General features: G+C 62.8%; 12 protein-coding genes, 1 tRNA gene and 1 pseudogene. 9 read left to right on the top strand and 5 right to left on the bottom strand.

Features of this window, described 5'->3' with window-relative positions:
• Positions 1 to 86: 86 nt before the first annotated feature.
• Positions 87 to 1,181, bottom strand: coding sequence for an App1 family protein phosphatidate phosphatase (locus tag DEIPR_RS04005; RefSeq protein WP_013614546.1), 1,095 nt, complete (start codon positions 1,179 to 1,181; stop codon positions 87 to 89).
• Between the two features lie 131 nt (positions 1,182 to 1,312).
• Between DEIPR_RS04005 and DEIPR_RS04000 the strand changes: the two genes are divergently transcribed.
• The 6 genes from DEIPR_RS04000 to DEIPR_RS03980 all read left to right on the top strand — a co-directional run bounded on the left by DEIPR_RS04000 (position 1,313) and on the right by DEIPR_RS03980 (position 5,673).
• Positions 1,313 to 2,611 (top strand): S8 family serine peptidase, encoded by a 1,299-nt coding sequence (locus DEIPR_RS04000; protein WP_013614545.1) that lies wholly within the window; start codon positions 1,313 to 1,315, stop codon positions 2,609 to 2,611.
• Between the two features lie 10 nt (positions 2,612 to 2,621).
• Complete coding sequence (locus DEIPR_RS14145; protein ID WP_013614544.1) at positions 2,622 to 2,798, top strand: hypothetical protein; 177 nt, start codon at positions 2,622 to 2,624, stop codon at positions 2,796 to 2,798.
• A gap of 68 nt (positions 2,799 to 2,866) precedes the next feature.
• On the top strand, positions 2,867 to 3,466 hold the full coding sequence (locus DEIPR_RS03995; protein WP_013614543.1) for a shikimate kinase: 600 nt from the start codon (positions 2,867 to 2,869) through the stop codon (positions 3,464 to 3,466).
• A complete protein-coding gene (locus DEIPR_RS03990; RefSeq protein ID WP_013614542.1) occupies positions 3,453 to 4,544 on the top strand; it encodes a 3-dehydroquinate synthase in 1,092 nt (363 codons plus the stop codon). Before DEIPR_RS03995 ends, DEIPR_RS03990 begins: the two co-directional genes overlap by 14 nt.
• An 89-nt stretch (positions 4,545 to 4,633) precedes the next feature.
• Positions 4,634 to 5,062 carry a type II 3-dehydroquinate dehydratase gene (gene aroQ / locus DEIPR_RS03985; protein WP_013614541.1) on the top strand — a complete coding sequence of 143 codons (429 nt, stop codon included), beginning with the start codon at positions 4,634 to 4,636 and terminating at the stop codon, positions 5,060 to 5,062.
• Positions 5,059 to 5,673 (top strand): GNAT family N-acetyltransferase, encoded by a 615-nt coding sequence (locus DEIPR_RS03980; RefSeq protein ID WP_013614540.1) that lies wholly within the window; start codon positions 5,059 to 5,061, stop codon positions 5,671 to 5,673. Before aroQ ends, DEIPR_RS03980 begins: the two co-directional genes overlap by 4 nt.
• A gap of 81 nt (positions 5,674 to 5,754) precedes the next feature.
• Here DEIPR_RS03980 and ffh read toward each other — a convergent pair whose 3' ends face one another.
• Positions 5,755 to 7,134, bottom strand: a complete 1,380-nt coding sequence (gene ffh / locus DEIPR_RS03975) for a signal recognition particle protein (protein WP_013614539.1) — start codon at positions 7,132 to 7,134, stop codon at positions 5,755 to 5,757.
• A 147-nt stretch (positions 7,135 to 7,281) separates the two neighbouring features.
• Between ffh and DEIPR_RS03970 the strand changes: the two genes are divergently transcribed.
• Positions 7,282 to 7,803 (top strand): MerR family transcriptional regulator, encoded by a 522-nt coding sequence (locus DEIPR_RS03970; RefSeq protein ID WP_083801534.1) that lies wholly within the window; start codon positions 7,282 to 7,284, stop codon positions 7,801 to 7,803.
• A complete protein-coding gene (locus tag DEIPR_RS03965; protein ID WP_013614537.1) occupies positions 7,800 to 8,486 on the top strand; it encodes a type 1 glutamine amidotransferase domain-containing protein in 687 nt (228 codons plus the stop codon). The genes DEIPR_RS03970 and DEIPR_RS03965 overlap by 4 nt, the downstream gene beginning before the upstream one ends.
• A gap of 364 nt (positions 8,487 to 8,850) precedes the next feature.
• Here DEIPR_RS03965 and DEIPR_RS03960 read toward each other — a convergent pair.
• A pseudogene (locus DEIPR_RS03960) lies at positions 8,851 to 9,835 on the bottom strand (IS4 family transposase).
• 243 nt (positions 9,836 to 10,078) lie between these two features.
• On the opposite strand from DEIPR_RS03960, the gene DEIPR_RS13880 reads away from it, so the two are divergent.
• A complete protein-coding gene (locus tag DEIPR_RS13880; RefSeq protein ID WP_148231771.1) occupies positions 10,079 to 10,663 on the top strand; it encodes an ArsR/SmtB family transcription factor in 585 nt (194 codons plus the stop codon).
• A 129-nt stretch (positions 10,664 to 10,792) separates the two neighbouring features.
• Here the strand turns inward: DEIPR_RS13880 and DEIPR_RS03955 are convergent.
• Positions 10,793 to 10,867: transfer RNA gene (locus tag DEIPR_RS03955), tRNA-Val, on the bottom strand.
• Positions 10,868 to 10,935: 68 nt separating this feature from the next.
• Positions 10,936 to 12,888, bottom strand: a complete 1,953-nt coding sequence (gene thrS / locus DEIPR_RS03950) for a threonine--tRNA ligase (protein ID WP_013614535.1) — start codon at positions 12,886 to 12,888, stop codon at positions 10,936 to 10,938.
• Between the last annotated feature and the right edge of the window lie 162 nt (positions 12,889 to 13,050).

Genomic DNA, 13,050 nt, shown 5'->3' with positions numbered 1-13,050 from the left:
CTCGCCGTCACCTGCCCTTCCCCTACAAAAGGAGCCGCCCCGAAAGGCGGCTTTTTTCGTGGTCAGCGGGCGGCCAAGGTGGGGGTTTACCAGCCGTACTGCCGCCCCACTGAGCGCTGTACCCGCCGCATCTGCTCGGGCGTAATCAGGCCCATCGCCATGGCGTGGCTGGCGGCGTACAGGCTGTCAGCCGCCAACACCAATTCCACGCCGGCCTTCTGCACTTCCTCGCGCAGCTTCAACACGGCGCTGTCGGCCGCCGCGTCCGACACGTCGCGGATGTACACCGCCAACACCCGCCCGGGGTGACGGTGGACCACTTCGGCGTAAATCTGGGGGTCGTGCTCACCGCTGTCCCCCACCAGCACGAATTTCATGTCGGGAAAGCGGGCGAAAATCCGCTCGATGACGCCGTGCTTGTAGTCGCCGTGCCCTGCCAGCAGGTCAAAGCCCCAGTTGCGCAGGAACATCGGTCCCAGCGGAATCTGGCGGTAACTCAGAAACTGCCACAGCAGGTCGAAAAAGTTCCAGGGACTGCTGGACACGTAGAAAATCGGGTTGCGTCCACCGCCCTGCTGGACCAGGCCGTGGTAAAACGCGCCCACGCCAGGAAACGGCAGCCGGGTGCGGGCATTGCCGGTCAGGCTGGTCATCAGCATGCGCGGCACACTGGTCACATCCGACTGAATCACGGTGTCGTCCAGGTCGGAAATCACGCCGAACGCGGGCCGGTCCACCACCTGCACGCGGGCACGGGTCACCTCGCCGCGGCCCTCCATGCTGAGCGGCACCTCGTACCAGCCGGCCGGCACACCGGCACCGGGGCTGAACTCCAGGTTGAAGTAGCCGTCGGAGCCGCTCACGCTGCGGGCTTCCTCTCCCTGGAAGCGGCCCACGATTTCTACTCCAGCCACCTCCCGCGAGAACAGCCGGCGCATCACGTTCAGGAAGTTGCGCCAGCGGGCGTCCCCTACACGCGGCGGCGTGGTCACGCGAGGCAGCAGCACCCGTCCCTGCAGCTCTACCTGCTGCGGAGAACCCCAGCCTACATAGGACTGGACCACCAGCTTGCCGCGTGCGCGGCGCGGTTGCAGGTAGCCACTCACGGCACGGTCCCCCGCCGTGATGGCCCTTTCGGCGTAGGGGAGAGCCTTTTTAAACAGGGTTTTGACCAACGTCATATGGACAGAGTGTAGTGCAGCCGTCCCTTTCCCCTGCAGCCGCCGCCCCACAACCTTTAGCCTTACCCCTTCCCGCTCTTCGCGCCCCCCTCCTCAGAGGCGCGTCAGCTGCGGGCGCCATACTGCGGAGCGTGAAAGTCGCCGCACTGCTCCCCCCTGCCCTGACCTCCGCCGCCCTGGCCGGTAGCACGCTGGCCGCTCTGGCCCTGTCCGTCCCGGCCCAGGCGATCACGGTGCGGCCGGTCACGCCGCAGGCCAGCCCTGCTGTGCCCCGGCCCGGCCTCGCGGGCCCCAGCACACCCGCTCCCACCGTGCCGGGTCCCAGCAACTCGGCTCCCAGCACCCCAGCTCCCACTACACCGGCCTACAACCCGGCCTCGGCCTTGGCCGGCCAACAAACCTACCTGCGCGACATCGGCATGACGCGGGCCTGGACACAGCGGGGCCGGCTGGCCGCGCCGGTCACGGTGGCGGTGCTGGACACCGGCTATACCCGGCATCCCCAACTGCCAGGGCGCATGGTCAATGGCTACGATTTCGTGAGCGACCCCCAGCGTGCTGGAGACGGCAACGGGCGTGACCGCGACGCGTCGGGCGTGGGCCAGTTCGCCTTCCACGGCGAGATGATTGCCGGCATCATCGGCGCCGAACACACGGCACAGGGCATGGCCGGCATCAACCCGTCGGCACGGGTGGTGGCGGTACGGGTGGCCGACCAAGAAGGCATGATCGCCGCAAACGACCTCGCTGACGGTCTGCGCTGGGCTGCCGGGCTGCCGGTGCCGGGTGTGCCCCGCAACGAAAACCCGGCGCGGGTCATCAATGTTTCGTTGTTCGCCGACTGGCTGCCCGACCGGGGCTGCGACCCCCGCATTGCCGCCGCCGTTAGCGACGTGACCCGTGCCGGCGCCCTGGTGGTGGTGGGCGCCGGCAACGAAAACCGCGATGCCGGGCTGCTCTCCCCTGCCGGCTGCCCAGGCGTGCTGACTGTGACCGGCGTTCACGGCGGCCAGCGCCCCGACTACGCCAACTGGGGACCGGCGGTGGCCCTGGCGGCTCCCAGCGGGACCCCGGCGCAGGGCCTGGTCGCCAGCACGGCACTGGACGCCCGTGGATTCGCCGCGCCCCTGCACCCGCATCGGCAGAACGGCACCTCCTTCGCTGCGCCGCAGGTGAGTGCGGCCGCCAGCCTGCTGCTGGGCCAGCGGCCGGACCTGACCCCAGCCCAGCTGCGGGGGGCGCTCACAGCCACAGCCACTCCCTGGCGCGGCCGCAGCTGTGACCCGGACCCCCGCCGCAGCTGCGGCGCCGGCACCCTGAACGTCGGCGCCGCGCTCGACTGGGTGAGCCGCCTGCCGCCCGCCGTCAAGGCCCCTGCACCGCTGTCCTCCGTACCGGCGTCCCTGGTTCCCGGGCAGCCCCGACAGTAGACTGCCTGACATGCACGCACCTCCCTGGCGCATCTGGCTGGTCACCTTCCTCATCATCGCGTGGGGAGGGCTGGCCATGCGGTTCTTCTTCGTCAAGCATGACCCTGTACTGGGCGGACTGGCCACCGTACTGGCGCTGATGAACGCCTTTTTCCTGTGGCAGATGACGCGCCGCCGGCCGCAGTGAACGCGGCGCATTAACTAAAGCTATCCAGATCACGGCCCTGTGCAGGGCAGCGGCGTAGACTGCAGGTTATGAATCATGCTGGCCTGATTGAACGCCCCGTCACCTGGGTGGCGCTGGCGGGCTTTATGGGCACCGGCAAGAGCCGCGTGGGCTGGGAGCTGGCCCGCGCCCTGGCCCTGCACTATGTGGATACCGACAAACTGATTGCCAAAGTGGCCGGCAAGAGCATCCCCCAGATGTTTGACGAGGAGGGAGAAGACTACTTCCGTGCCTGCGAGCGCGAAGTGGTGGCCCGAGTCAGCCGCCTGGACCACGCCGTGATTAGCCTGGGCGGGGGCACCTTTATCCACGAACACAACCGCCGGTTCCTGCTAGAGCGCGGCCCGGTGGTGGTGCTATGGGCCAGTCCGGAAACGGTGTATCAGCGGACCCGGCACTCCGACCGGCCGCTGCTGCAGGTGCCCGACCCTTTGTCGCGCATCCGCCACATGATGAGCGAGCGCCAGCCGCACTATCAGCAGGGAACCATTCACGTCCACAGTGACGGCCGCCCGTCCGAAGAAGTCGTGGAGGAAGTGATCGAGCAGCTGTGGCGGTGGAATGAGCGGCAGGCGGCTGCAGACCATGCCCCCACCGAATATGAAAGTCTGAGGCATGGGACCGACTGACCTGACCGCGCTGCCTGAGCTGCCTCCTCTTCACGTGCCCTGGCCGGGGCAGGCCCGCTCCACCACGGTTGAGGTGGGCAGCGGTCTGCTGGGCCAAATCAGCGTGCCGGAGACGCAGGTGGCCTTGCTCCACGACCGTGCGCTTCCCACGGAGTGGGTAAGCCGGGCGCGGCAGGCCCTGAATCCTGCGCTGGTCCTCCCGGTCTCCTCTGGCGAGAGCGGCAAGACGCTGGATGAAGTGGGCCGGCTGCTCTCGGCGCTGGCGCAGGGCGGCCTGAGCCGCGCCGGGGCCGTGGTGGGCCTGGGCGGCGGCGCCACCACCGATGTGGCTGGCTTCGTGGCCGCCAGCTATCTGCGCGGGGTGGCTTACTATGCGGCGCCCACCACGCTGCTGGGGATGGTGGACGCGGCGGTAGGCGGCAAGACCGGCGTGAACCTGCCCGAAGGCAAAAACCTGGTCGGTGCTTTCTGGCCGGCGCAGGCGGTGTGGTGCGACACCGAAACCCTGGACACCCTGCCGCCCCGGGATTTCCGCTCAGGAGCCGCCGAAGTCTTCAAACATGGCCTGCTGGCCCGCCCTGAACTGCTGGCGCAGGTGCTTCCCTCGACCCTCAGCGCCGCAGGGCTCACCCGCTTTTCCGAGTGGCTGCCCCAACTCGTCCGCAGTGCCGTAGAAGTGAAAGCCGAGGTGGTTGCCCGCGACCCCACCGAGCAGAACGAGCGGGCCTTTCTGAATCTGGGCCATACGCTGGCACACGCCCTGGAAGCCCTGACCCGGCACCGCCTGCCCCACGGCGAGGCAGTGGGGTACGGCCTGCACTTCGCGGCGCTGCTCAGCGAGGCGCAGGGGGCCACCAACCTGAGCCCGCATACCCGCGCTTTTTTACACTGGCAGAACCCGGAACCTCTGCCCCGCCTCCAGCTGGATACGCTGTGGCCCTTCATCGCCCGCGACAAGAAGGCCGACGAACTGGGGCCGCGCTGGGTTCTGCTGCACGGATTGGCCCAGCCGTATCTGGCCCGGCTGCCGCGAGAACAGCTGGGCGACGTGTTCGAAACCTGGCGGCGCGATATCTGAAGCCGGCCACGAAGGGCTGCCGCTGCACTGCCTGTAGGACCACCTGAGCGCGCGTACTCCTGCACCCGTCCATGCTCTAGCCTGCATCCATGATGCTGGTTCTGAATGGCCCCAACCTCAACCGCCTTGGCACCCGTGAGCCGGGAGTTTACGGCAGCGGCACCCTGGCCGAACTGGAGGAGCTTTGCCGCCGCTGGGGAGCCGAGCTGGGCACCGAAGTGCAGTGCCGCCAGAGCAACCACGAAGGCCAACTGATGGACTGGATTCAGCAGGCCGAGGCAGAAGGCTTCCGGGGCATCGTGCTGAATCCTGGGGCCTTTACCCACTACTCTTACGCCATCCGCGACGCGGTGGCCGGGCAACCGCTGCCAGTGGTAGAGGTCCACATCAGTCATGTGGACGCCCGCGAGGAGTTCCGGCGCGTCAGCGTCATAGCACCGGTCTGCCGGGGCAAGCTGAGCGGCTTCGGCTTCCTGGGCTACCGCCTGGCGCTGGAAGTCCTGGTGGCCGGGGGATGAACCGGGACGGGCTACGGGTGGGGCCGGTTCGGCTGGAAGGTCAGTTGGTGGTCTTGGAACCGCTGCGCCCCGAACACCATGACGGCCTGGTGACTGCCGTTCAGGACGGGGAATTATGGCGGCTGTGGTACACCACCATTCCTGCGCCGGGCGAGATAGCCAGCGAAATCGAGCGGCGGCTGCAGCTGCAGGAACTGGGCCAGATGGTGCCTTTCACGGCCCGCCGCCGGTCGGACCACAGCATCATCGGGATGACCAGCTACATGAACATTGACCAGCAGCTGCCCCGCGTGGAGATCGGCAGCACCTGGAACGCAGCCAGCGCCCACGGCACCGGCACCAACACCGAATCCAAGCTGTTGCTGCTGGCCCACGCTTTCGAGGAGTTGGGCTGCCCCGCTGTGGAGCTGCGGACCCATTGGCTGAACGCCCAGTCACGGGCAGCCATCGAGCGGCTGGGAGCGCGGCTGGACGGCATTTTGCGCTCACACACCCGCGCCAAGGACGGCACCCTCCGCGATACCTGCGTGTATTCCATCGTTCAGAGCGAGTGGCCGGCCGTCAGAAGCGGGCTGGAATATCGCCTGCGTCGGCACCGCTCCAGTCCCTGATTCCCGGAACGCAAGACCGCAGCCCGCTTGATATAGACACAAGAAAGGAGGCCCCAGCCGGAGCCTCCTTCATCCGTTCACTCACTTCTTGGGAGGGGTACGGAATCCTTTGCGCTGGGGCATTCCAGGCAGGCCACCCATTCCCGGCATTCCGGGCATGTTGGGCATCTTGCCATCCTGCATGCCCTGCAGCATCTTCATCATCATCTTCATCTGCTCGTGCATCTTGAGCAGCTTGTTCACGTCGGCCACCTCGTGCCCCGAGCCTTTGGCGATACGCTCACGGCGGCTGGCGTTGATGACGCGGGGATTGCGGCGCTCTTCAAGCGTCATGGCGCTGATCATGGCGTCAATGCGCTGCACCTGCTTCTCGTCGATGGTAAACCCCTCGGGCAGGGCGCGGCTCATGCCAGGAATCAGTTTGATCAGTTCACCGATGGGGCCCATGCGGCGAATCTGGCGCAGCTGGCTGAGCAGGTCGTCGAGGTCGAACTCGCCCGGCTGCTTGTCGGTGGGGCCGGTCAGCTGCGCCGCCTCGGCGCGCTCAATCAGGCCCATCACGTCGCCCATACCCAGAATGCGCCCGGCAATGCGGTCCGGGTAAAACGGTTCCAGGCCGGTCAGCTTCTCCGACACGCCAGCGAAGTAAATCGGGCGGCCAGTCACGCTCCGGGCACTCAGGGCCGCGCCGCCACGGGCGTCGCCGTCCAGCTTGGTCATGATGAGACCAGTCACGGCTACGCGCTCATCGAAGTTCTGGGCCACGTTCAGCGCTTCCTGGCCGGTCATGGCGTCCACCACCAGCATGGTTTCGGTGGGCTGCAGTTCCTGCTTGAGGGCCGCCAGTTCGTTCATCAGCGCGGCGTCTACCTGCAGGCGCCCGGCCGTATCCACAATCACCAGGTCCGCCGGTTTCTCGGCCAGCTGCGCCTCCATACGGGCCTTGGTGGTGGCGGGCGACTCGCCGTCTTCCACTTTCAGAACCGGCACACCCACCTGCCGGGCCAGCACTTCCAGCTGGTCGCGGGCCGCGGGGCGCTGGGTATCGGCAGCGACCAGCAAGATTCGCTTGCCCTGCTTCTTGTACAGCTGCGCCAGTTTGCCGGTGCTGGTCGTCTTGCCGGCGCCCTGCAGGCCCACCATGAACCACACGTTGCGGCCCTTGTGCAGGGTAGGCTCGGCCTTGTCGCCGCCCAGCATATTGACCAGTTCGTCATGAACCAGCTTGATGATGGTCTGTCCGGCGTCCAGCTCGCCGCTCACGCCGCCGACCTTCTGACCCACCATCTGCTCGCTGACGGTCGCCACGAAATCTTTGGCCACCTTAAAGTTCACATCCGCTTCCAGCAGGGCCATGCGGATCTCACGCATGGTGGACTTGACCTGCTCTTCGCTCAGTTTGTCCTGGCCGCCGACCTTGGCCAGAATGTCCTGCAACTTGTTTCCGAGGGATTCAAACATAACAGGTCAGGCTAGCACGCACCGCCCGGGCAGACTGGAGCAGCGCTTCTTTGTCTGGTGTCCTCTGTGCCGGACATTTTAGGCCCCCTTCAGGCTTTTACAGTTCGCCTTGACTTAGAGCGCGCTCCAAGTTCTAAAGTGGCAGGCGTGTCGGCAGAGCAGCTTTACACCACGCAGCTTTACAGCATCGGCGAGGCGGCGGCGCAGCTGGGCGTCAGTACCCACACGCTGCGCTACTACGAGCGAGAAGGCCTGCTGCCGGTTCCGCGCACCCCCGGCGGGCAGCGCAGCTACCGCCAGGGCGATTTGGACCTGCTGCGGTTCCTGCTGTGCCTGCGGGCCACCGGCATGGGTATCCAGGGCCTGCGCGAGTACATGGCTCTGGCCCGCGCTGGACGTGAAACCCGTCCGCAGCGCCGTGACTTGCTGGCCCGGCACGAGGCCGCAGTGGCCGCGCAGCTGGCCGAAACTCAGGTCCATCTGCAAGCAGTGCAGCGAAAGATTGCCCTCTACGACACACTGGCGGCTCCCCTGCAGGAGCCCACGGCAACACCTCTCTGGGACGATTCGCCGGATGATGCCCTATGCCTGGCCGCTGAGCAGGCTGGACTTCCAGACCAGACCACGCCCACCCAACCTTCCCCATCTCAAGGAGAACCCCGAGCATGACAACCCGAAAAAAGATTCTGGTCGCCGTGACCAATATCGCCAAGTACCCCGAGCAAGACCGCGCCACCGGCCTGTGGCTGGCCGAGGCCGTACACTTCGTGAAGAAGATGCAGGAAGCTGGCTACGACATGGACTATGTCAGCCCGCTGGGCGGCTACACCCCGATTGACCCCCACAGTCTGGAACAGGCCGACGCCACCGACTGGCAGTGGTATCAGGACCACGACTTCATGGCCCGCCTGGGGGCCACACACCGCCCCGATGAGCTGAACGCCGCTGACTACGCAGCCATCTACTACACCGGCGGCCACGGCACCATGTGGGATTTCCCGGAAGACCGTGGGCTTCAGGCGCTGGCAAACGCCATTTACCGTGATGGTGGCTACGTCACTGCCGTGTGCCATGGAGTGGTCGGCCTGCTGAACATACAGGACGACCAGGGCCAGCCGTTGCTGCAGGGCCGCGAGGTGACCGGCTTTTCCAACGAGGAAGAGACCTTGGTGGGCTTGCAGGACGCTGTCCCCTTCCTGACCGAAGATGCCCTCAAGGCAAAGGGAGGCCAGTACCGCAAAGCCGAACAGCCCTGGGCCGAGTTCGCCGTGGCCGACAGGCGGCTGATTACCGGCCAGAACCCCGCCTCCGGCGGCAAAGTGGCCGAGCTGCTGCTGGAACAGCTGGGCTGAAGCTCAGGCTTCACTGCCCATGAAAGAACCGCTTCTCCGTATGGGGAAGCGGTTGCTCCGTAGGGTCGGTTTTCCGCATATGAGCGAAATGCTCGGAAATTACGGGAGGGTTCTTAGTCTCCCCAGCTGATAATGATGGTAGGCACCATAACACTCCTCCTTTCCACGTCTCAAGATCCTATTGGAGCAACCCATAGCGACACCATTTCCAGGGCAGCTCCACTGATTAGAAGGATTATTTCTGATAATGTACTTGAAATGAAACCCGAAATTTCAAGTTCTGGGACTATGGTTGCCACCCCTCTCAGTACCTGACAGGTTGAAGGAAACGTTGTCTGGGTCGCAGAAAAATATGAAGTAAGGCTCAGTAGGTGACAACTTCACTTCCAGCCCCTCCTGGTGGGCAAAAAGGCTGGGTCAGCAGGTCTAGGACAGCCATGAACTGTTTGGGTTTCCACCGTAGAGCGTCTACGAGATGCTGAGCACCGTGCCGGACCAGGCTGACCTCTCTACGACCGTGCTTCAAAACGGGAATGGGATGAGTCTGGCCGAGCCAGACTCCCAGACGCAAGCAGAACATCCAGGCCAGTGTCACCAGGCCAAAGAGCCGCTGTAGACGGCTCCTTTCCGTAATCCCAGTCCGCTCCAGGTCGAAGCCTCGCTTCTTGAAGCTGCTGAAGGTGCACTCGATTGACCAGCGCTGCTTGTACAGCTTCCAGGTCTTCCGAGCGCTGAAATCTGTGGCAATGATGACGAGGTCACCTGTGGATGACCTCGTCGCGACCACCCGCATGAGTTCGCCAAACACGAACACCTTTTCGTCGATTTCATGGAAATGCCCGTGCTGGACGTGCTTAAACCATTCCTTCCCATTCATGTCGTCCAGCATGTCGCTGTGCCGAATGCGGATCGCCCGCCTTGATGCCTTGACGACGGAGAAAACGGAACCACTCCGCACCGATGAACTCACGGTCAGCCACCAGGCCTTGCCAGCGTTTCGCTGGCAAGACGCGGAGGAGCTTCAACACCAGCCACATACGGGCGTAGGTGTGGCTGTTCCCAGACTCATCAAGAGGAACCCAAATCAGGGGCAGGGTGAAGCCATGAACCACGGCTCCAAGCACCAGAAAATTGATGGGCGTTTCCCCATGCTCCCAATTGGTGCGGTCCAGACTCAGCAACACCTTCCCCGGTGGAAGATGGACGACGAGCAGAGCGATGAAAAAGTCCATGTCCAGCTGCTCATCCCGGAAGGTTCGGTCCGCCCTTCTTTTCTTGGCTTGCGGCGTGCTGATACCGGGCATGTGAGGACTCAGGTCGTGATGATTGATGCTCCTCGCGGCAATCATCGCCAGAAGCACATCGATCAGCCGCTGAAGGGTGTCAATGCGGAGGTGACTCGCGTGTACTTTGAAGTGGCGGGTCAGTACGGTAGCCTGCTGGGCAGCGGATTCTGTTGATTTCACACTCCCAGGAGACCGCGAAGAGAGAGCCCCATCAAGCTTGATGGGGCTCTCTCTTGAGTTCTTCCCGTCTGGAACGAGGTCAAACCGAAGTTGTCACCTACTGAGGCCACCCCTGAACAGTGTGCAATGCTGCTCAGTCCAACATACCGTTCGATTATCAAACAACTTTTTCTTAGACCCATAAGTCTTACACAACTCGCCGAAGAACTAGGAAGCAAGATGGACAGCGTGTATTACAAGGTCAAGAAATTAGAGAGCATGGGATTGGCATGTGTAGCCTACGAGCAGACACGAAGAGGAAAATCCGTTAAATATTATTCCATGACGGCCGAGCGTTATGAGGTTCCCTTCAACAACACCAACAACGATACGATAGAAGATTTGATCGTAAGTCAAATGACATCTAGACAGGAAGCGTTCGCAAAATCTCTAGTTAATAACATAAATACTAACTTGGGCACCTCAGAAGGCAATCCAAGCGTCATTGTAGAACTTTTAAATGGAGTCCTACACACCCATCTCAAAGCAACACCCTCTATGGAAGAGGATTCTACAATAATTTATTGGCATCCGGTTTTCTTGCGGCCAAAGGATACACCAAGCTATTTCAATGAAATAATGGAGATTACAAAGCGCTATTCAGATAAGGGCCTGCCTTCAGAACGTATAGAGCATATTCTAGGCATTCAGTTAGTCCTTAAAAATGACTAGCTTAACATCAATTGGCGCTTTATACGATCCTTGAATCCACAATTTGGGTTGAGCCTGAAAAAACCTTCTCCATAAGCACGGACGCAAAATGAATCAGGCGCCATCACACATACGATGGCGCCTGATATCTGGTGGATGATGAGGGATTTGAACCCCCGACCCTTCGCTTGTAAGGCGAACGCTCTACCGCTGAGCTAATCATCCGCTCAAAAGCTCAACCATCTTAAGGGACCACCCGGATTCTGTCAATTCTCCGGGCAGTCCAGTCGCACTTACTGACGGCTTTGGTAGCGGGTGACCAGCTCCGACTTCAGGTCAGAGAAAGCCACGCCCTTGCGCTCCTGGTGGCCTTCGGGCGTACGCTCACGCACACTCACGGCCCGCGCTTCTTGCTCCTTGTCGCCCACAATCAGCATCACGGGAATCTTTTTTAGCTCGGCGTCGCGCACCTTGGCGTTCATGCGGTCACTGCTGGTATCCACTTCGGCGCGCAGGCCAGCGGCCACCAGTTCGGCACGCAACTCCTCGGCATAGGCGTTGTGGCGGTCGGCAATAGGGATAATCATCACCTGGCGCGGCGCCAGCCAGAAGGGGAAGTTGCCGGCAGTGTTTTCAATCAGGAAGGCAGTCATGCGCTCCATCGTGGAAATCACTCCACGGTGAATCATGACCGGGCGCTGGCGCGAGCCGTCCTCGGCCACGTACTCCAAGTCGAACTTCTGCGGCAGCAGGAAGTCCAGCTGAGCGGTGCTGATGGTCTCGTCCTTGCCCAGGGCACTACGAACCTGCACGTCCAGCTTCGGCCCGTAAAAGGCGGCGTCGCCGGGCGACTCGTAGTAATCCACGCCCAGGTCGCTCAATGCTTCACGCAGCTGAGCTTCGGCCGTATCCCACATCTGGTCGTCCTGATAGTACTTTTCCGTGTCCTGAGGGTCACGCAGCGACAGGCGGTAGCTGTAGTCCTTGAAGCCCAGCACCTCGTACACTTCCTGAATCATCCGCACCACGGCCTTGAACTCTTCCTGAATCTGGTCCGGGCGGCAGAAGATGTGCGCGTCGTTGAGGGTCATGCTGCGCACTCGCGACAGGCCGGTCAGCTGCCCGCTCTGCTCGTAGCGGTACATGGTGCCCAGCTCGGCAATCTTGAGGGGCAACTCACGGTAGGAATGCGGCTTATGGGCGTAAATCTGGATGTGGTGCGGGCAGTTCATAGGGCGCAGCACCAACTCCTCTTGGTCCAGGTGCATGATGGGGAACATGTCCTCCTGGTAGTGGTCCCAGTGGCCGCTGATCTTGTACAGTTCCGACTTCGCCAGCGCCGGCGAGTACACGTGCTGGTAGCCGTTTTTCAGCTCCACATCCACGATAAAGCGCTCCAGTTCGCGGCGAATGGTCGCGCCCGACGGCAACCAGATAGGCAGGCCCGGTCCAATCACGTCGCTGGTGAAGAACAGGTCCAATTCTTTGCCCAAGCGGCGGTGGTCGCGGCGCTTGGCCTCTTCCAGCAGGTGCAGGTATTCGTCCAGTTCCTTTTGTGTGGCGAAGGCCACCCCATAGATACGCTGCAAGATGGGGTTGTTCTCGTTGCCACGCCAGTAGGCCCCGGAAGTGCTCATCAGCTTGAAGGCGGTGGGCAGTCGGCCGGTGGTTGGAAAATGCGGGCCACGGCACAGGTCGGTGTAATCGCCCTGCATGTAGAGGGTCACCACCTCGTCTTCGGGCAGATCACGAATCAGCTCGGCCTTGTAGGGGTCGTGGGCAAAGAACTCCGTCGCCTCGGCCTTGCTCACTTCACGGCGCGAGAAGTCCAGCTTGCGGCCAATGATGTCGCGCATCAGGCGCTCGATTTCGGGGAGGTCGTCCTCGCTGAGTGGCTCGGGCAGGTCGAAGTCCTGATACCACCCATTCTCAATAGCCGGTCCCACACCACGCTTAAGCTGGTCTGCGCTGTAGCCTTTGGCCGCATAGAACTCGCCCACCGCCTGGCTCATCACATGACCCAGCGAATGGCGGAACACAGCAGCAGCGTCGCCGGGGTTCTTCTTGGTGATCAGGCTGACCTGGGCCCCTTCAGGCAGCGGAGTCATCAGGTCGGTCAGTTCACCGTTCGCCGTAGCCGCAATAGCGTCACCGGCCAGGCGCTCGGAAATCTGGCGGGCCACGTCCAGCGCAGTGGCGCCTTGAGGGAGGTCGAGTTGTTTGCCGTCGGGGAGGGTAATTTGCATCAGGGTTCTCCAGAATTCAGGGTACAGTGCAGCAAAAAGTGCAACAAAAGGGCGTGGCCCACCACGGAAAGGGGCGCCTGAAAGCCAAGGAAACAGGCTCTCAGGCGCTGGAAGTTCGGGTCAGACCACGCACAGCGTCAGGTTGGATATCGCCTCGGCCGC

It is taken from the genome of Deinococcus proteolyticus MRP (genome assembly GCF_000190555.1).
Classification (GTDB): Bacteria; Deinococcota; Deinococci; order Deinococcales; family Deinococcaceae; genus Deinococcus; species Deinococcus proteolyticus.
Note: the sequence above shows the minus strand (reverse complement) of the source record. Positions and strands in the feature narration are given on the sequence as shown.